Annotated in this window: 18 protein-coding genes; 10 read left to right on the top strand and 8 right to left on the bottom strand. The window is 66.6% G+C overall.

Annotated elements, in window-relative coordinates:
* Positions 1 to 11 precede the first annotated feature (11 nt).
* From K3181_RS01855 to lepB, 4 genes are read right to left on the bottom strand one after another with little or no spacing between them, the layout of a single operon-like run.
* Positions 12 to 1,283, bottom strand: coding sequence for an MgtC/SapB family protein (locus tag K3181_RS01855; protein ID WP_221600271.1), 1,272 nt, complete (start codon positions 1,281 to 1,283; stop codon positions 12 to 14).
* Positions 1,283 to 2,197 (bottom strand): GTPase Era, encoded by a 915-nt coding sequence (gene era, locus K3181_RS01850; RefSeq protein ID WP_221600268.1) that lies wholly within the window; start codon positions 2,195 to 2,197, stop codon positions 1,283 to 1,285. The genes K3181_RS01855 and era overlap by 1 nt, the downstream gene beginning before the upstream one ends.
* Before the next feature lie 45 nt (positions 2,198 to 2,242).
* Positions 2,243 to 2,914 carry a ribonuclease III gene (rnc, locus tag K3181_RS01845; protein ID WP_221600266.1) on the bottom strand — a complete coding sequence of 224 codons (672 nt, stop codon included), beginning with the start codon at positions 2,912 to 2,914 and terminating at the stop codon, positions 2,243 to 2,245.
* The gene (gene lepB / locus K3181_RS01840) at positions 2,911 to 3,807 is read right to left on the bottom strand and encodes a signal peptidase I (protein WP_221600264.1); all 897 of its coding nucleotides are present in this window, start codon (positions 3,805 to 3,807) and stop codon (positions 2,911 to 2,913) included. The genes rnc and lepB overlap by 4 nt, the downstream gene beginning before the upstream one ends.
* A gap of 67 nt (positions 3,808 to 3,874) precedes the next feature.
* Between lepB and pgi the strand changes: the two genes are divergently transcribed.
* The 4 genes from pgi to K3181_RS01820 are packed head-to-tail and all read left to right on the top strand — an operon-like array spanning position 3,875 to position 8,008.
* A complete protein-coding gene (pgi, locus tag K3181_RS01835; RefSeq protein WP_221600263.1) occupies positions 3,875 to 5,437 on the top strand; it encodes a glucose-6-phosphate isomerase in 1,563 nt (520 codons plus the stop codon).
* 42 nt (positions 5,438 to 5,479) lie between these two features.
* A complete protein-coding gene (locus tag K3181_RS01830; RefSeq protein ID WP_221600261.1) occupies positions 5,480 to 6,844 on the top strand; it encodes a sensor histidine kinase in 1,365 nt (454 codons plus the stop codon).
* A 60-nt stretch (positions 6,845 to 6,904) separates the two neighbouring features.
* Complete coding sequence (locus K3181_RS01825; protein ID WP_221600259.1) at positions 6,905 to 7,588, top strand: ferritin-like domain-containing protein; 684 nt, start codon at positions 6,905 to 6,907, stop codon at positions 7,586 to 7,588.
* Positions 7,589 to 7,603: 15 nt separating this feature from the next.
* Positions 7,604 to 8,008 (top strand): GtrA family protein, encoded by a 405-nt coding sequence (locus K3181_RS01820; protein ID WP_221600256.1) that lies wholly within the window; start codon positions 7,604 to 7,606, stop codon positions 8,006 to 8,008.
* Positions 8,009 to 8,014: 6 nt separating this feature from the next.
* Here the strand turns inward: K3181_RS01820 and K3181_RS01815 are convergent, their stop codons facing one another.
* The 3 genes from K3181_RS01815 to K3181_RS01805 all read right to left on the bottom strand — a co-directional run bounded on the left by K3181_RS01815 (position 8,015) and on the right by K3181_RS01805 (position 9,928).
* Positions 8,015 to 9,256, bottom strand: coding sequence for an NRAMP family divalent metal transporter (locus K3181_RS01815; RefSeq protein ID WP_221600254.1), 1,242 nt, complete (start codon positions 9,254 to 9,256; stop codon positions 8,015 to 8,017).
* 86 nt (positions 9,257 to 9,342) lie between these two features.
* Positions 9,343 to 9,612 carry a hypothetical protein gene (locus tag K3181_RS01810; protein WP_221600252.1) on the bottom strand — a complete coding sequence of 90 codons (270 nt, stop codon included), beginning with the start codon at positions 9,610 to 9,612 and terminating at the stop codon, positions 9,343 to 9,345.
* Positions 9,613 to 9,754: 142 nt separating this feature from the next.
* Positions 9,755 to 9,928 carry a hypothetical protein gene (locus K3181_RS01805; protein WP_221600249.1) on the bottom strand — a complete coding sequence of 58 codons (174 nt, stop codon included), beginning with the start codon at positions 9,926 to 9,928 and terminating at the stop codon, positions 9,755 to 9,757.
* Positions 9,929 to 10,448: 520 nt separating this feature from the next.
* Between K3181_RS01805 and K3181_RS01800 the strand changes: the two genes are divergently transcribed.
* From K3181_RS01800 to K3181_RS01775, 6 genes are all read left to right on the top strand, one after another.
* On the top strand, positions 10,449 to 11,834 hold the full coding sequence (locus K3181_RS01800) for a DEAD/DEAH box helicase (protein ID WP_221600247.1): 1,386 nt from the start codon (positions 10,449 to 10,451) through the stop codon (positions 11,832 to 11,834).
* Positions 11,835 to 11,908: 74 nt separating this feature from the next.
* A complete protein-coding gene (locus K3181_RS01795; protein ID WP_221600246.1) occupies positions 11,909 to 12,595 on the top strand; it encodes a CDP-alcohol phosphatidyltransferase family protein in 687 nt (228 codons plus the stop codon).
* 78 nt (positions 12,596 to 12,673) lie between these two features.
* Positions 12,674 to 14,026, top strand: a complete 1,353-nt coding sequence (gorA, locus tag K3181_RS01790) for a glutathione-disulfide reductase (RefSeq protein WP_221600244.1) — start codon at positions 12,674 to 12,676, stop codon at positions 14,024 to 14,026.
* Positions 14,027 to 14,420: 394 nt separating this feature from the next.
* Positions 14,421 to 15,332 (top strand): LysR family transcriptional regulator, encoded by a 912-nt coding sequence (locus K3181_RS01785; protein WP_221600242.1) that lies wholly within the window; start codon positions 14,421 to 14,423, stop codon positions 15,330 to 15,332.
* A gap of 405 nt (positions 15,333 to 15,737) precedes the next feature.
* A complete protein-coding gene (gene infA / locus K3181_RS01780) occupies positions 15,738 to 16,004 on the top strand; it encodes a translation initiation factor IF-1 (protein ID WP_221600240.1) in 267 nt (88 codons plus the stop codon).
* 248 nt (positions 16,005 to 16,252) lie between these two features.
* Positions 16,253 to 16,468, top strand: a complete 216-nt coding sequence (locus tag K3181_RS01775) for a hypothetical protein (RefSeq protein WP_221600238.1) — start codon at positions 16,253 to 16,255, stop codon at positions 16,466 to 16,468.
* Here the strand turns inward: K3181_RS01775 and K3181_RS01770 are convergent.
* On the bottom strand, positions 16,462 to 17,577 hold the full coding sequence (locus K3181_RS01770) for an NAD(P)/FAD-dependent oxidoreductase (RefSeq protein WP_221600236.1): 1,116 nt from the start codon (positions 17,575 to 17,577) through the stop codon (positions 16,462 to 16,464). The two genes, K3181_RS01775 and K3181_RS01770, sit on opposite strands and share 7 nt — an antisense overlap.
* Positions 17,578 to 17,601 lie beyond the last annotated feature (24 nt).

Below are 17,601 nucleotides of genomic sequence, written 5' to 3'. Positions count from 1 at the left end.
TGCCGCGCCACTCAGAGCCGCAAATACCCCGCCACGAGGCTCGCCCCCAGCACCGCCATGCTCGCCGCGAGCGCCCACGCCGCTGGCCGTGCCTCGCGCCTGCCGTAGGCGAGCGTCACCCCCAGCTTCACCGCCATGTTCGCAAGGATCGTGCCGGCTATTGCGAGCGCGGCGAGCGGGGCGGCGATGGCGGCGGGGTCGAGCCCACCGGCGGTGACGATCGCCGCGTCGACATCCATCGTGCCCATCACCAGCAGCAACACCGCGATGCCCTGTTCGCCGAAGCTGCCCTCGGCCCAGCGCGCGGCCACCGCGGCGGCGGCGACGAAACCGACGAAGGTGAAGGCGGGCAGCAGCGCGATGGGATTGCCCGGCGGGGCCGCATCGCCCCCTGACGGCGCCTTGCGATAGAGCCACCAGGCGACCGCAAAGCCGGCCAGCAGCGCGGGCGTGACGACCATCACGAAGGGCACCAGCAGCCGCGTCGAGAGCAGGGCGACCAGCACGATCACGCGCAGGTACATCACCGCCGTCGCCAGCGCGATCCCGGCGTTCTCCGCGCCGCCGCCTTCGCCCGCACCGAGCTTCTGCGCGAAGGAATAGGTCACCGCGGTCGAGCTGTAGGCGCCGCCGATTACCGCGGTGGCGATGGTCCCGCGCCGCGCGCCGAACATCCGGTTGGCGACATAGCCGGCGAAGGAGAAGCCGGTGACCACGATCACCACCAGCCACAGCGTTCGCGGCTCCCACGCATCGTAGGGGCCATAGCGGCCCTCCGGCAGGAAGGGGTACACTGCGAGCGCGATCACGGCATAGCGGGCGAAGGCCTTGATGTCGGCTTCGTCGAGCGCGCCGACCCAGCTATGCATCTCGGTGCGCAGCGCGAGTATGAGGACGGTCACCGCCGCCCCAGCCACCGCCAGCGCGGGTTCGCCGATGCCCGCGAGAAAACCGAGCCCCAGCGTGACCATTGCGGCCACGGCGCTGGTCGCATCGGGCCTGCCGCTGGCGAGTGCCGAGCGCGAATAGCCAATCGCGACCACCGCGGCAGTGATGGCGATCACCAGCCCTGAAACAACCGTGTATCCCTGCGACCCGAGCAGCCCGCTCAGCCCCGCGAGGAGGCCCAGCAGCGTGAAGGTGCGGATGCCCGCGACGCGCGAACCGGGCTCTTCCCCGCGCAGGTTCCAGCCGCGCTCGATGCCGATCATCAGGCCGACGGCGAGCGCCGCCCCGAGGTGGAGCAAGGCTTGACCGCCGTCGATCACCGCCGCCCCCCGCATCAGCTCTTCCAGTCGAGCCCCATTTCCTCGAACATTTCCTTGTCCTCGCTCCAGCGCTCGTCGGTCTTCACGTGGAGGAAGAGGTGGACCTTCTGGCCGAGCATTTCGGACAGCTCCTTGCGTGCCGCCTCGCCGATCGCTTTGATGCGGCTGCCGCCCTTGCCGAGCACGATCGCGCGCTGGTTGTCGCGCATGACCACGATTTGCTGGTGGATCTCGACGCTGCCGTCGGGCCGCTCGATGTATTTCTCCGGTCGCACCGCGCTATCGTAGGGCAGTTCCTCGTGCAGTTGGCGATAGAGCTGTTCGCGGGTGATTTCGGTCGCGAGCAGGCGTTCGCTGGCGTCGGAAACCTGGTCCTCGGGATACATCCACGGCCCCTCGGGCATCATCCCTGCGAGCGCGTCTTTCATCTCGGGCACACCGTCGCCGGTGAGCGCGGAGACGAAGTAGACCTCGGCGAAATCGACCTTGCCGGTCAGTTCCTGCGCCAAGGCGAGCAGCGGCTCCTTCTTGGCGACGTCGACCTTGTTGAGCACCAGGATCTTGCGTTCGGGGCGCTGCGCGATCTGTTCGATCAGCGGCTCGAGTTCGTGGCGGCGCTGCTTGACCGGATCGACCAGCAGCAACACCGCGTCGGCCGCCTCGGCGCCTTCCCAGGCGGCGCTGACCATCGCCCGGTCGAGCCGCCGCTTGGGCGCGAAGATGCCCGGCGTATCGACTAGGATCATCTGTGTTTCGGCGTCATCGCCGTGGTGCAGCGCGACGCCCATCATGCGCGCGCGGGTGGTCTGCGCCTTTGCGCTGGTGATCGCCACTTTCTGCCCGACCAGCTGGTTCACCAGCGTGCTCTTGCCCGCATTGGGGGCGCCCAGAACGGCGACGACGCCGCATTTCGTTTTCGTATCGGTCATATCAATTCCGCTCGTCCTGAGCTTGTCGAAGGATAGTCGCCAGAATCACCCGTATTTCTCCATGAATTCGCGCGCCGCCTCCTTTTCCGCTTCCTGTTTGCTGCTCGCCATGCCCACGGCCTCGCCGACCTTGTGGACCGACACCCGGACGGTGAAGCGCGCCGCATGGTCGGGGCCCGAGCGGTCGATCAGTTCGTATTCGGGCGGGCGGCGCTGGTTGCCAGCGGCCCATTCCTGCAGCGCGCTCTTGGGATGCTTGGCCTTGCCCGCACCGCTCTCGAGTGCGGGGCGCCACAGCGTATGCACCAGCTCGCGCGAGGCGTCGAAGCCATTGTCGAGGAATTGCGCGCCGAGCAGCGCCTCGATCACGTCGCCGAGGATGTTGTCGCTGTCGCGTCCGCCGTCGCTGCTCGCCTGCTTGGAGATGCGGATATGCGGCGGCAGGCCGATGCCGCGCGCCACCTGGGCGCACATGGCACGGCTGACGATCGCATTGAGGCGCTGCGCCAGCTTGCCCTCGGGTGCTTCGCTCTGCGCATAGAGCCAGTCGGCGATGGTCAGGCCGAGCACGCGATCACCGAGGAACTCGAGCCGCTCGTAGTCCTGCTTCTCGCCCATGCTGCCATGCGTCAGCGCGGCGAACCACAGCGCCTCGTCGCGCACCGCAAAGCCGGTCTCGTCGAGCCATGCGCGCGTTTCGGGTTTGAGCGCGCTCATATGTCGCTTCCGATCCGGTCCCAGCGCGCCGAGGTGATCCAGGTCCATGGCTTGATCCACTCGAGGCTGCCGTCGGTCGACCACAGCACCATGCTGGCGCGCCCGATCAGCAGGTCGGCATCGACCAGCCCGACGCCGCCCTTGGGCACGGCGGGATAGCGACTGTCCATCGAATTGTCGCGATTGTCGCCCATCATGAACAGCTTGCCTGCGGGCACCACGACCGGGGCGGTGTTGTCGGGATCGATCCGCAGCGGACGGCCATCCTTGTCGAGGCTCAGTCCGCCCGTCGCGCCGGTGAGGAAGCGCGGGCCGACCGAACCGAAATCGAGCGTCATGTAGCTCTTGCCCGAAGGCAGCGTCTCGCGGAACCGGCGGTAGCGGCAGACGGTACCGTCGACCACTTCGCCGCCGTCGCGGCGGCAGCCCGTGTTGGCGCTCATCGGGATGTCGGCAACGCCGGCATCCTCGCGCTGTAGCGGCTCGCCGTTGAGGATGACGACGCCGTCGCGCACCGCCACCGTGTCGCCGGGCAGGCCGATCACGCGCTTGACGTAGTCGGCGCCGGTCACCGGATGCTTGAAGATCGCCACGTCGCCGCGCTCGGGCAGATGCGCGAAGATCCGCCCCTCGAACAACTTGGGCTCGCCCGGGAGCGAGAAGCGCGAAATGCCGTAGGGCCATTTGGCCGCGACGAGGTAGTCGCCATTGCGCAAATTGGGCAGCATCGATTCGCTGGGAATGGTGAAGGGCGAGAAGATGAAACTGCGGAATATCAGCACCGCGATCACCAGCTTGACGACGAACCACAGGAAACTGCCCAGCGTTTCCTTGTTTTCGGGTTCGACCGCTTGGGTTTCGGGCGAGGATTTGTCCAGCGCTTGCTCTGTCATGCGGGGTTCTCAATCATCGCCGAGTTCCCTAGTCGCGCACCTCACCAACCGAAAGGATTTTTGAACGATGACCCTAGCCGCTGCGATCTGGGACAAGCTCGACACCCTGCCGCGCCCGACGCTGGGCGAATTGTTCAGCGCCGCGCGCGACGGCGGCGAGGGGGCCGACGAGCCGGGCGGCGCGGACCGCGTGGCGATGCTTTCGGGCCGGATCAACCTGCCCGGGGAAACCGGCGGCGGCGGCATATTGTTCGACTGGTCGAAGACGCATCTCGACCGCGCGGTGATCGCTGCGTTCGAGGAACTGGCCGAAGCGATGGATTTCGCCGGCATGCGCGCCAAGCTGTTCGGCGGCGAGGTGGTCAACCCGACCGAGGGCCGCGCCGCCGATCATGCGACGCTGCGCGGCACCGGCGACCCGGCCAAGGTCGAGGAGGCGATGGCGCTGATCGACCGCATGGGCATGCTGGTCGGGGCGATCCACCAGGGCGCGCTGGGCGAGGTCGAGCACCTCATCCACATCGGCATCGGCGGCAGCGCGCTGGGTCCGGCGCTGGGTGTCGACGCGCTGAGCCGCGATCTCTCCTATTGCGACGTGCATGTCGTCTCGAACATCGACGGCGTGGCACTGGAAGCGGCTTTCGCGAAATGCGATCCGGCCAAGACACTGGTCGCGGTGGCAAGCAAGACCTTCACCACGATCGAGACCATGACCAACGCCGAAAGCGCGCTCAAATGGCTGCGCGACAACGGAGTCGCCGATCCAGGCGGGCGCGTGATCGCGCTGACCGCCAATCCCGAGGGCGCGGTCGAATGGGGCGTCGACGAGACGCGCATCCTGCCGTTCCAGGAAAGCGTCGGCGGTCGCTATTCGATCTGGTCCTCGATCGGCTTCCCGATTGCCATGGCGGTGGGGATGGAGGACTTCCGCGCCTTCCTCGCCGGTGCCAGGGCGGTCGACGACCATTTCCGCGACACCGACGGGGCGGCAAACCTCGTCCTGCGCGCGGCCTTCGCCGATCTCTACTACACCCGCGTGCGCGGCTGCCAGACGCGTGGCGTGTTCGCCTATGACGAACGGCTCGGCCTGTTCCCCGACTACCTGCAGCAGCTCGAGATGGAATCGAACGGCAAGCGCGTCACTGCCGACCAGCAGCCGGTTGAAGGGCCGACCGCGCCGATCACCTGGGGCGGGGTGGGCACCGATGCTCAGCACGCGGTGTTCCAGCTGCTCCACCAGGGCACGCATCTGGTGCCGGTCGATTTCATCGCCAGCGTGGCGCCGGGCGACGAGCTCGACCCTGCGCATCATCGCATCCTGCTGATGAACTGTTTCGCGCAGGGCGCCGCGCTGATGGCGGGCAAGGCGGGCGAGGACCCCGCGCGCAACTATCCGGGCGACCGTCCTTCTGCGACGATCCTCTGCGACGATCTCGACGCCGCCGCGCTCGGCGCGCTGATCGCCTTCCACGAACATCGCACCTTCGCCAATGCCGTGCTGATGGGGATCAACCCCTTCGACCAGTTCGGTGTCGAGCTGGGCAAGCAGATGGCCAAGGCGATCGAGCAGGGCGGCGAGGAATTCGACGCCAGCACCGAGGCGCTGCTGGCCGCGGCGGGGCTCGGCTAGGAATCGTTTTCCCCCACGCGACACCGTGCTAACCGGGTGTCGATGGACAGGGATCGGGCGAGCGGCGACGCACAGCTGGCGGCAATCGTGCAGCATTCGAGCGATGCGATCGTCTCGAAGGATCTCGACGGCGTGGTGCGCAGCTGGAATGCGGCGGCCGAGCGGCTGTTCGGCTGGACGGCCGAGGAAATCGTCGGCCAGTCGATCCGCCGGGTGATCCCCGAGGATCGCCAGGACGAGGAGGATGCGATCCTCGCGCGCATCCGAGCGGGCGAGATCGTCCCCAAATTCGAGACGCTCCGCCTGCACAAGGACGGGGCGGCGATCCCGCTGGCGATCACCGTCTCGCCGATCAGAGACGCGGAGGGCCGCGTCGTCGGCGCTTCGAAGATCGCCAACGATCTGCGCGAGATGACCGATCTGCGGCGCGAATTGCGCGAATCGCAGCGGCAGTTCGAGGCGCTGGCGCAGAACATCCCGCAGCTCGCCTGGATGGCCGACAGCAAGGGCTGGATCTACTGGTACAACCAGCGCTGGTACGATTACACTGGCACCACGCTCGAAGAGATGCAGGGCTGGGGCTGGAAGGCGGTCCACCATCCCGACCACATCGATCGCGTGGTCGAGCGCATCCAGCATGCCTGGGACACCGGCGAGGATTGGGAGGACACTTTCCCCCTGCGCGGCACCGACGGCGAGTTCCGCTGGTTCCTCTCACGCGCCAGCGCGCTCAAGGACGATGCCGGCAATGTGATCCTGTGGTGCGGGACCAATACCGACATTACCGAGCAGCGCGAATCCAACGAACGCATCCGCCTGCTGATGGACGAGGTGAACCACCGTGCGCGCAACATCCTCGCCACGATCCAGGCGATTGTGCGCCAGACCATGCGCGGGGCTGACAGCGACATGGTCGCCGCGCTCGACCGACGGATCGAGGCGCTGTCGGCGAACCACGATTTGCTCAGTGACCAGAACTGGAGTGGGGTTCTCTTGCGCGATCTCGTCGTTTCGCAGGTGAGCCATGTCGGGGGGCTGGCGGATGGCCGCATCGAGCTGAGCGGGCCCGACCACCTGAGGCTCCAGCCGCGCCCCGCGGAAGCGCTCGGCCTCGCGATCCACGAACTGGCGACCAATGCGATGAAATACGGCGCGCTGTCGGAGGCGGAGGGCCGCGTGGCGGTGAGCTGGTCGGTCGAGGGCAGGGGCGCCGAGGCCATCTTCCGCATGGAGTGGCGCGAGAGCGGCGGCCCCCCGGTCGAGCCGCCCACACGGACCGGCTTCGGCTCGGTCATCATCGCGCGCAATCCGCAGATGGCGCTGCGCGGCGCAGTCGAATGGCGACCCGAACCGGATGGCGTCGTCTGGACCGTCAGCGCCCCGGCAGACGGCGTGGTGTTGGGTTAGCGATGGGGCGATCCCCCAAAGCGCGTGACGCGTCCGGGGTGGACGTGATAAACTCCGCCTATGAAACAGTGGTTCGCGCGTCGCTATCTCGACCTTCTCGGGTCGATCTACATCTATAACGAGCATCGCGGTTATACCGCGCTCGATCGGGTGCTCGAGGCGGTGCGCGCGAAGCATCCCGAGGCGACGGAGCTGATCGCCGCGGTCGAGAAGCACCGCGCCGACGAGCGCAAGCACTACACCATGTTCAAGCGCTGGTTCCAGCTGCGCGGGCAGATGCCGATCGCGCTCGACCGCATGTTCGGCCATATCGACCGCTTCATCGAGATCACCTTCGGCTGCACCATCGACAGCCTCGATACCGATGCGATCATCGCCAGCGACGATCTGTTCGAGCGCCTTTGTAGGGTCATCTCGCTGACCGAGAAGCGCGGGCTCAAGCAGGTCGAGATCCTGCTCGAACACCCGATCGTCAAGCAGGACAAGGCGCTGCACCGCATCTTCGAGGTGGTCCATGTCGACGAGCCCGACCACTTCCTGCCCTATGACAAATGGCTGTCCGAGAACCAGCGGCGCATGCCCAATGCGTGGGAACGGTGGATCGACCGGCTGATCCATTCCGAGCTCCTGTTCATCAAGCTGCCGCTGCTGTTCCTGTGGTTCGGCGCGCCGCGGCTGACCGAATGGCGCGACGCGGGCGAGGACAATCCGCAGCCCGCACCCAAGGGTCTGGCCGCCGCCTAGGCCGCGCCAAGATCCATGATCGCCCGCTTTTTCAAGCGCCGCGTCGGCGGCATGCTGTTGCGCAACACGGTGGTCAGCACCGGGGTTTTCCTCGTCGGGCTGGGGGCGCTGTGGCTGCTGGTCGAACGGGCGGGCGTCGATCCCGTGCTCGCGACGGCGATCAGCTTCCTCACCGCCAATTCGATCCACTACGTCTTCGGGCGCACATGGATCTTCGCCGGGTCGGAGCGCCATGTCGCCACCGGCTATGCGCTGTTCCTGCTGAACGCCTTGGTCGGCCTCGCGGTAACGGTGGGGCTGTTCTGGGTGCTGACCGAATTCACCCCGATGAACTACCTCGTCGCGCGGGTGGTGGTCTCGGTCTTCGCCGGGCTGGCGGTTTTCGCGCTCAACGCGACGATGAACTTCCGCCAGGTCTGACGCGGCTCAGACGAGCGCGAAATACATCACCGCCAGCGCGCCCATCACCGCCACGCCGGTCAGGCTCAGCGCCTTCATCGCGGTGGTGGGGCGAGCCTCCTCGGGCATGGCGCAGCGCGTGACCACGAGATAGTTGAGCAGCGCCAGCAGCGGCGCGACAACGAAGGTGGCACTGGTCACAAAGTCCAGGAAGGTCGTGAATTCGCGCATCAGCGTGAACAACACAACGATCGCCAGAGCCGCGAGGACGAGGCAGCTCGCGACATATTCGGCCCGCGTGCCGGTCTCGTTGTCGCCGCCGCGCAGCACCTCCATCGCGGCGGGCAGCGTGCGCGCATAGGCGTCGATCGCGGCGATCACCGTGGTCAGCATCACCGAGAGCGCGGCCACCGCGGCCAGCGCGGCGGCGGTCGGCCCCAGCGCCTCGCGGTAGAGATCGACCAGCTGCCCCGCGAAGCCGGGGGCGTCGGGCAGGGGGGCAATGTGCTGTGCGTGCATCACGCCCGCGCCCATGATGCAGAAACACACCGCCATCAGCGCGGTCATCACATAGGGCCACAGGAAGCTCGAGCGAGCTTTAACTATGGAAGGGTGTGTGCCCTCTGGCAGGCCGCTGTCGGCCTCGACCTTCCACAGCGAGAGCGCCACCGACACGTCGACCGGGTTGGGCATGAAGCCGGCCAGCGCGACGATGAACAGCAGCGCCTTGGTCTGGCCGGTCCAGGAGATGTCGGTCAGCGTCCCCCATTCGACGCGCGGCAGGACCATGAGCGTGGTGAGGACGGTCGAGATCACGAGGAAGGCCAGCAGCACGCCGTTGACCCTGTCGAGCAGGCGATAGCCGCCCACGAGCAGCAGCAGCGAGGCCAGCGCGATGACCAGCGAGGCCATCACCGGCATCGGCAGCAGCGGCCCGAATATCGTGGCGAAGATCCCCGCCGTCGCCGCACCCAGCGCGGCATAGACGATCGGCACCAGCGGGATCACCGCGATCAGGAACAGCCAGACCGCCCAGACGCCCAGCTCGCGATAGCCCGACAGCAGCGAGCGGCGGCGGACATGGGCATAGTCCACCCCGAAGCGATAGGCCGGGTATTTGAGAAGGTTGGCGAGGATGATCACGCCCACCAGCGCCACCCCGAACATCGCGCCCGCGCGGGTCGACTGGACGAGATGCGAGGTGCCGATCGCCGCCCCGGTGAAGATCAGCCCCGGTCCCGCCAGCCGGCGAAGTATTGACTCGGTCATTGCATGGCGTCCCCCCGGTTCGACGTCCCGTCGATGCTACCGGGGGGATCGCTTGTCCATCCCCGGTGTCGCGACCGGGGGGTGAATCAGGACCGTGCTGCGAGAAGCGCTACTACCGTGGCGAACCCCTCCTCGCTGGCAGAAGCCAGGTCGAGCGGTCGTGCATTGATCACCCGATCGAAGGTGTTGAGGAACTGCAGTGCGGCCTCGCGTCCGCCCAGCTCGACATAGGCCAGCGCCGCGATGGCGCCCTGCCGCTTACCCTGGTCGGGCGGCATGCGGTGGCTCTGGCGGGCCGTCCTTCGCCGAGGCGTCGGTGTACCGCGCTCGTTTCCGTCGCTGCTTTCGCCCGTCATCGCTGCACCCCGGGCCTGGCAGGCCGGATCGCCGCTGCAGCAGTTCTCACTTCGGCAGGGCGGGGCATCGCGCACAGTTTGGCCGTATGCGCGCAGCGCAATGCGGTCCCCATTCGTACCGGGTGGCGGCTTGCGACACCGATCATGGCTGCTCGCCCGCGGCATCTTGCGCGCGCTCTTCCGCGCGCCGATAGGCTCGCTCGCGCCCGCTCCAGCTCTTCGCACGGTTGTTGCGAATGGTCCCCCAGGTTATGATTGCTCCGACAATCACGAGCATGACAATCAGGGCTGCGGCGACGAGATATCGCTCGGTCATTGGACGGTGTGCGACCAGATTATCGGGTTCAGCGCAGCCTCGTCCGTAGCCAGGCGGTCCCGGATGCGGCGCGCATAGTGATCGACGAGCGACGGTTCCTCACGGTCATCGGGCAGCCGACGACTGACGCGTAGGAGCGCGAGTTGGTGGTGATAGAGTAGCTGGTTGAGGTCCAAGGCCTGTGCTCCATATTGCGGGGAGCACGTTCGGTCTCTCAGTCGCAGGGTCGCGTAGCTCGGCCTGCAATGGAAGTTTCGGTAAGCCAAAAGTGCTTTTCCTGCAAGGCTTTTCGCAGTTGCACACGCTTTGGTTGACTTTTGCGCAACATGCGTCCACATGGACCTATCGAAGCGCGCTAGCCAGCGTGAAGCGGCGATCGGCATACATCCATCGCCCCGGCCGCGCCTCGGTCCATTTTTTCCAGACTTCCCTTTTCACGCGGGTGGTTATTCAACCCCGCGACCGCGCCCGGATTCCGCCCAGGAACCGTCGGCGCGCCGCATCACGAATGCGAGTTTACATGACACAGTTTTCAGACCTCGGGCTGTCGCAGCCCGTCCTCCAGGCCCTCGACCTTAAAGGCTATAACCAACCCACGCCGATCCAGGCGCAGGCGATTCCGCCCGTGCTCGAAGGGCGCGACCTGATGGGCATCGCGCAGACCGGCACCGGCAAGACCGCCGCCTTCATGCTGCCCAGCATCGACCGGCTGCGCGAGGCCGACAAGCAGACGCCGTTCAAATCGTGCCGCATGCTGGTGCTCGCCCCGACGCGCGAGCTCGCCGGCCAGATCGCCCAGAGCGCCAAGGATTACGGCGCGCTGGCGGGCCTCAAGGTGCAGTCGATCGTTGGCGGCACCTCGGTCAACAAGGACCGCAACAAGCTCCACCGCGGCACCGACATCCTCGTCGCCACGCCCGGTCGCCTGCTCGATCTGATCGACCAGAAGGCCTTCACGCTCGACAAGGTCGAGGTGCTGGTGCTCGACGAGGCCGACCAGATGCTCGATCTCGGCTTCATCCACGCACTGCGGCGGATCAGCCAGCTGGTGCCCGATGATCGCCAGACGCTGTTCTTCAGCGCGACCATGCCCAAGCAGATCCAGGAACTCGTCGGCAAATATTGCCGCAACCCGATCAAGGTCTCGGTCACGCCCGAAAGCACCACCGCCGAACGGATCGACCAGTACCTCTTCATGGTGCAGCAGGACGAGAAGCAGACGCTGCTCGAGATGATCCTGTCCGAGCGCCACCGGGTCCCAGGCAGGTTCGAACGCGTCCTGATCTTCGCGCGGACCAAGCATGGCTGCGACCGTATCGTGAAGAAGCTCAGCCAGAGCGGCATTCCGGCCAATGCCATCCACGGCAACAAGAGCCAGCCGCAGCGCGAACGCGCGCTGGGCGAGTTCCGCAGCGCCAAGACCCCGATCCTGATCGCGACCGACGTCGCCGCACGCGGGATCGACATCCCCGGCGTCAGCCACGTGATCAATTACGAACTGCCCAACGTGCCCGAGCAGTATGTCCACCGCATCGGCCGCACGGCGCGTGCGGGCAAGGACGGTATCGCCATCGCCTTCTGCGCCGAGGACGAGCGCGATTATCTCAAGGACATCCGCAAGAAGACCGACGCCGAGTTCGAACGGCTGCCGCTGCCCGACAATTTCCGCGCCGTGGTCGAGGGTGTCGGCCCGACCAAGCGCGAGCAGAAGCCCAAGCTGGCGCGGCCCAGGGTTCGCCCCACCGGCGATGCCGCGGCGCGTAAGCCCAAGGTCAAGAACAAGCATCCGAACCGCGCGGGCGCACCCAAGCGCGACGGAGCCCCGGCGGGCGGACGGCCGCAGGGCAAGCGCCCCGCTGGCGGTGGCAACCGCCGTCGCCGGTCGGGCGCGCACCGTCCGGGCTGAGCCCCGGGCGGCTGGACACCCATTCGGCCTGGGCGCATCATCGCGCCCAGGCCGCACCAGCTGGAGCACCGTCGATGGAACCGGCTTTCAAGCCCAAGATCACCCCGATCGACCGGATTCAGGAAAATCTCGTCGCACGGGTCGAACGCCGGGCCCTGAACTGGCTCTGTGCGCGCCTGCCGCGCCGCGTGTCTCCGGACATGCTCACCGCCTTCGGCATGCTCGGCGCACTGATGGTCTTCACCGGCTATGTGGGCAGCAATGCCGACCGCGACTGGCTGTGGCTGTCGGTGGCCGGATACGTGGTCCACTGGTTCGGCGATTCGCTCGACGGCAGCCTCGCGCGCTTCCGCAAGATCGAACGACCGCGATACGGCTATTTCCTCGATCACAGCTGCGACGGGCTGGCAACCACGCTGCTGGTGGCGGGCATCGGGTTCAGCCCCTACGTCCAGCTCGAAGTGGCGCTGGTGGCGCTGGCCGGTTACCTGCTGATGTCGATCCACGCCTTCCTCTCGGTGCGCGTGCTGGGCGAATTGCGCCTGTCCTACCTCAATGCTGGCCCCACCGAGCTGCGGCTGCTGCTCATCGCGCTGACGCTGACCATGTATGCGGTCGGGCGCGAGCACCCGATCGCCTGGGGGCTGAACGGGTTCGATCTCTTCGTCGGCGCGGTCGGCCTGCTGCTGATCGCGCTGTTCGTGATCCAGACACTGCAGGTCGCCCGACGGCTGGCGGTGGAAGAACCGCCGCTCAACTAATTGCTTCGCCTGTAACTCGCGACTTGCCGAATGCGTATGGCGGGCCATATCGCACGCCTGCGCAAAGGGAGCCGCCGCATGTCCGAGAGTTACGATTTCGACCTTTTCACCATTGGCGCAGGGTCGGGCGGGGTGCGTGCCAGCCGCGTCTCCGCCGCGCATGGCGCGAAGGTCGCGATCGCCGAGGAGCACCGCGTCGGCGGGACCTGCGTGATCCGCGGCTGCGTGCCCAAGAAGATGCTCGTCTACGGCGCGCATTTCGCCGAGGACCTCGAGGACTGCAAGCGCTTCGGCTGGGAGATCGAGGGCAAGCGCTTCAACTGGCAGACGCTGCGCGACAATGTCCTCGCCGATGTCGACCGGCTCGAGGGCGCCTATACCGACACGCTCGAAAACCACGACGTCACCATCTTCCACGAGCGCGCAGAGATCACCGGGCCGCACGAGATCACGCTGGCGAGCGGCAAGGTGGTCACCGCGAAGTATATCCTCATCGCCACCGGCGCGCGCCCGCAGGTTCCGACCTGCAAGGGCGCCGAGCATGCGACCACCTCGAACGAGGCCTTTCACCTCGACAAGCTGCCCGAGAAGATCATCATCGCCGGCGGCGGCTATATCGCCAATGAATTCGCGGGCATCTTCAACGAGTTCGGCAGCAAGGTCTGCCTCGTCAATCGCGGCGACCAGTTGCTGCGTTCCTATGACGAGGCGCTGCGCGAGCGGCTGCTGCTGATCTCGATGAAGAAGGGCATCGACTTCAAGTTCAACACCATCTTCGAATATATCGAGAAGACCGACGACGGGCGCTTCAAGGTCAAGCTGTCGACCTGCGACGAGGAAGTGGTCGACCAGGTGATGTTCGCCACCGGCCGCAAGCCCAACACCGAAGGGCTCGGTCTCGACAAGGCGGGCGTCGAGCTCGGCGAGAAGGGCGAGGTCAAGGTCGACCGTTTCTCCAAGACCAATGTCGATCACATCTATGCCGTCGGCGACGTGACCGACCGGGTCCAGCTGACCCCGATCGCGATCCGCGAGGGCCAGGCCTTCGCCGATACCGTCTTCGGCGGGCACGACCCGATCGCGGTCGACCACTCCTGCATCCCCAGCGCGGTGTTCAGTCACCCGCCGATCGCGGCGGTCGGGATGACCGAGGGCGAGGCCAAGAACAAGCTCGGCAGCGTCAAGGTTTACCTGTCGGACTTCCGTCCGATGAAGAACGTGCTCGCCGGGCGCGACGAACGCAGCCTGTTCAAGATGGTTTGCGACGGCGACAGTGGGAAGATCGTCGGCATCCATATGATCGCGCCCGAGGCCGCCGAGATGATGCAGGCCGCGGCGATTGCGGTGAAGGCGGGGCTGACCAAGGCCGATTTCGACGCCACCACCGCGATCCACCCGACCATGGCCGAAGAGCTGGTGCTGATGCGGTGACCCGCAGCGGCTACCGGCAACGGGAAGGCCCTTCACTATAAAACAGGCCCCCGCCAGTCGGACTGTCGGGGGCCAGGGGGGAGAGAGGGAAAGCCGCGCTTCCCTCCGGGGGGTCTGGATCGCTGGTGCGTGTTCGGATCAGGCCGCAAGCAGCGTGAGGGGCGAGGTCGAGGCAGCGACCGAAATGGTGAGCAGCGACACGAAGGCGGCTGCGATGAAGGCGGACGTGTTGGTGATGGTCATGGCGGATCTCCTGGTATTCGATTTCCAATCGGGCGGTGGAGCATTCCATCGTCGTGCATTCTTGATACGCCTGGGCATGCCGCCGCGCTAACACTGCTCTTGCGTTGTCGTTATGCATAATTGCATAACAGCCTGCAGGCGGAGACCGGCCATGTTCGACTGGAACGACCTACGATACTTCCTCGCGGTGGCGCGGACCGGTAGCACGCTGGCCGCCTCGAAGCAGCTCAGGGTGAGCCAGTCGACCGTCTCGCGCCGGATCACGGCGCTCGAGGAAGAAGTCGAGGTGTCGCTCTTCATCCGCAAGCCGTCGGGCTACGAACTGACCGAGCGCGGGCGGGCGGTGCTCGCATCGGCCGAAGGCGTCGAAGCGGCGGTCCTTTCCTTCAGCGACGGCATCGCGGCGGAATCGCGGCGGCTCTCGGGCACGGTCCGGCTCTCGACGGTCGAATCCGCCGCCAATGCCTGGGTGATCCCGGCGATCGGCCTGCTGCGCGCCGAGCATCCCGAGATCCGCGTCGAGCTGCTGACGAGCGAGCACTATGTCGATCTGCTGCGCGGCGAAGCCGATGTGGCGGTCCGTTTCGGCCCTCGGCCGACGCAGGATTCGCTGATTGCCCGCCATCTCGTCGACATGCTCGAAGGCTGTTATGCGACGGTCGAGATGGTCGAGCGGCTGGGGATGCCCGCGGATGTGGCCGACCTTGCGCGCTATCCGCTGATCGCCTCGACCGATGCCAACAGCGTTACCAATCGCTGGTTCGCCGAGCATGTGCCCGACGCCGAGATCGCCCATCGCGCCAGCTCGATGTCGAGCATCATCGCGAGTGTCCGCTCGGGACTCGGCGCCGCCATCCTGCCGTGCATGATGGCCGATGCGGTGTCCGGCCTGGTCCGCCTGCTCCCGCCGATCGACGAGCTGACCACGCCCGGCTGGATGGTCACCACCGACGAGGCGCGCCGCCAGCCGCATGTCCGCGCTGTGATCGACCGCGTGGTCGAGCAGATCCAGCGGACGCTCGCCCAGCGCCCGGTGCATCTTTCGACCGTGCAGGCTGCCTAGCCGGCGGTGCGCACCCTTTCCACCGCCAGCATATCGGCGGAGACACCCAGCGCGTGCAGTTCGCCCGGCCAATCGCCGCGCGTCGTCATCACGGCGATTCACCCGACCATAGCCGAGGAACTGGTGCTGACGCGCTAGGCGGACCTGTCAACGATGCTCATGGTTACCGTCGCAGGGCGCCGAAGCGGCCGGACCCGGAGATGCAAAGATTGGTTGCCCACGGACCTTGCTCTTGTAATTTTTTTATAATTTTCTATATTGAAATTTCCCAACGTCGGTTGCGACGGATAATGATTGCCACGTCGCGCTAAAAGCGCCCGGTGGCACCACTTCCTTTTCACTCAACTTTGGCTCCGCCGCGGAACGAGTCCGCGCGGATAATTTGTCGTATGCAAAGGATATGGTTTGGCGAAGGAAGAGCTGATTACGATGGAGGGCATGATCGATGAGATGCTGCCCGACGGCCGTTTCGCCGTTACCCTCGATAATGAGCACCGCATCATCTGCTACACCGCAGGAAAGATGCGCCGATACCGTATCCGTTCGGTCGTTGGCGACCGCGTACATGTCGAAATGACGCCTTACGATCTGACCAAGGGCCGGATCGTCTTCCGCGAACGGACGCCGGGGCAATCGCCCGCCGGCGCCCGCAAGCGCGGTTACCGGCGCTGACTTACTAGAAGGCGGCAGCAAGCCTGCCGAACACGGAATGATTCACGAAAACAGGCGCGGCAATCCGCGCCCGGTACTTTCGCCGCGATATTGCGCGGCAACCCACCCGGCGATGCGGGACAGCGTCTCCATAGCCGCGGCCATACCCGCGATCGAACTGCGACGCCTTGTTGCCGCGATGGTCGACTGATTTGAAACCCCATCATGCGGCCATGCATCGGCATCCCCGCAACAGCAGGAGAACCGAAATGGACCTGAACCTCGAATATGCTGCCCACCAGCATGCGATGATGGATGCCGACGCGGCGGCCAATGACGACGATCGGCTGGCGAAGCTCGAAGAGGCTTCGGGGATCGCGACGCGTATCACTGACTTCCAGCACCGGTTGGGAGCGGCGGCCGCCTGCGCCTGGAGCAAGGCGCGGTTCGCCGTCCCTGCCAACCGCGCCAAGGTGAGTCAGTAAGAGATCTGGCGCAGCCGCTCGACTTCCAGCATCTCAGGCTTGACTCCCACCGCGCGCAGTTCTTCGGGCCATGCGCCGCCCGTCGCCAGCGTTTCGGCGGCCAGCGCCATGGCGGGCGAGGTCTGGAGGCCAAAGCCGCCCTGTCCCGCCAGCCAGAAGAAGCCCGGGGCCTGCGGGTCGAAGCCTGCGACCGGCAGCCTGTCGGGCGCGAAGCTCCTGAGGCCCGCCCATTTGCTCGCGAGGCGCGGGATGGTGAGCGTGGTCGCCTGCTCCACCCGCCAGGCGGCGAGCGCGATATCCTCCTCCTCGGGCTGCACGTCACACGGGTCGCTGGCGCCTTCGTCCATCGGGCTGGCGAGTAGCCGGGTGCTGCCTTCGGGCTCGATGTAGAAGCCCGGGCCGACGGTCTTGGTAAAGGGCCAGGCGGAGACATCCATCGGCACATCGAAGGTGATGACGGTGCGGCGCAGCGGGCGGATGCCGATGGGGGCGACCCCGGCGAGCCCGGCGACTGCATCCACCCAGGATCCGGCGGCGTTGACGACGACGCGCGCGGCATAGCTGGCGCTAGGGGTCTCGACGATCCAGCGCGTGCCCTCGCGACGCATCGCCGTGACCGGCGCGCTCGTGGCCAGCGTGCCGCCCGCTGCGAGCAACGCCTTGCGGTGCCCCTCGAGCAGGGCATGCGCATCGAGCTTGCGGCCTCTCGGATCGAGCAGCGCGCCGACGATCCCGCCTTCGTCCGCGCGCAGGATGGGCACGTGCGCCAGCGCCTCTTCCACCGAAAGCCGCTCCACCTGCGGCGCCCATTGGCGGTACTGGGTTTCGAGCCGGTCGAGCTCGGCCTGTTGCCCCTCGAGCGCCACGAACAGCGCAGGATGCACCCGCGCACCCGGTTCCTCCAGCAGCGGCAGGCTCGCCGCGGTCAGCGCGCGCACCAGCGGGGCATCCATGTCGAAATGGGCGAAGGCGGCGCTGCGGCCCGAAGAGTGAACGCCGGGCGCGGGTTCGGCCTCGCACACCAGCGTCTCGCCATGCCGCGCCAGCCGTGCCGCCGCCGACAATCCGGCGATCCCGGCACCCACCACGAGGAAATCGACCTGCTTCATCCGCGCTCCGTTGCTTGATGCAAC

Origin of the sequence: Qipengyuania mesophila (assembly GCF_019711655.1) — a bacterium.
In the GTDB taxonomy this organism is placed as follows: Bacteria; Pseudomonadota; Alphaproteobacteria; order Sphingomonadales; family Sphingomonadaceae; genus Qipengyuania; species Qipengyuania mesophila.
Note: the sequence above shows the minus strand (reverse complement) of the source record. Positions and strands in the feature narration are given on the sequence as shown.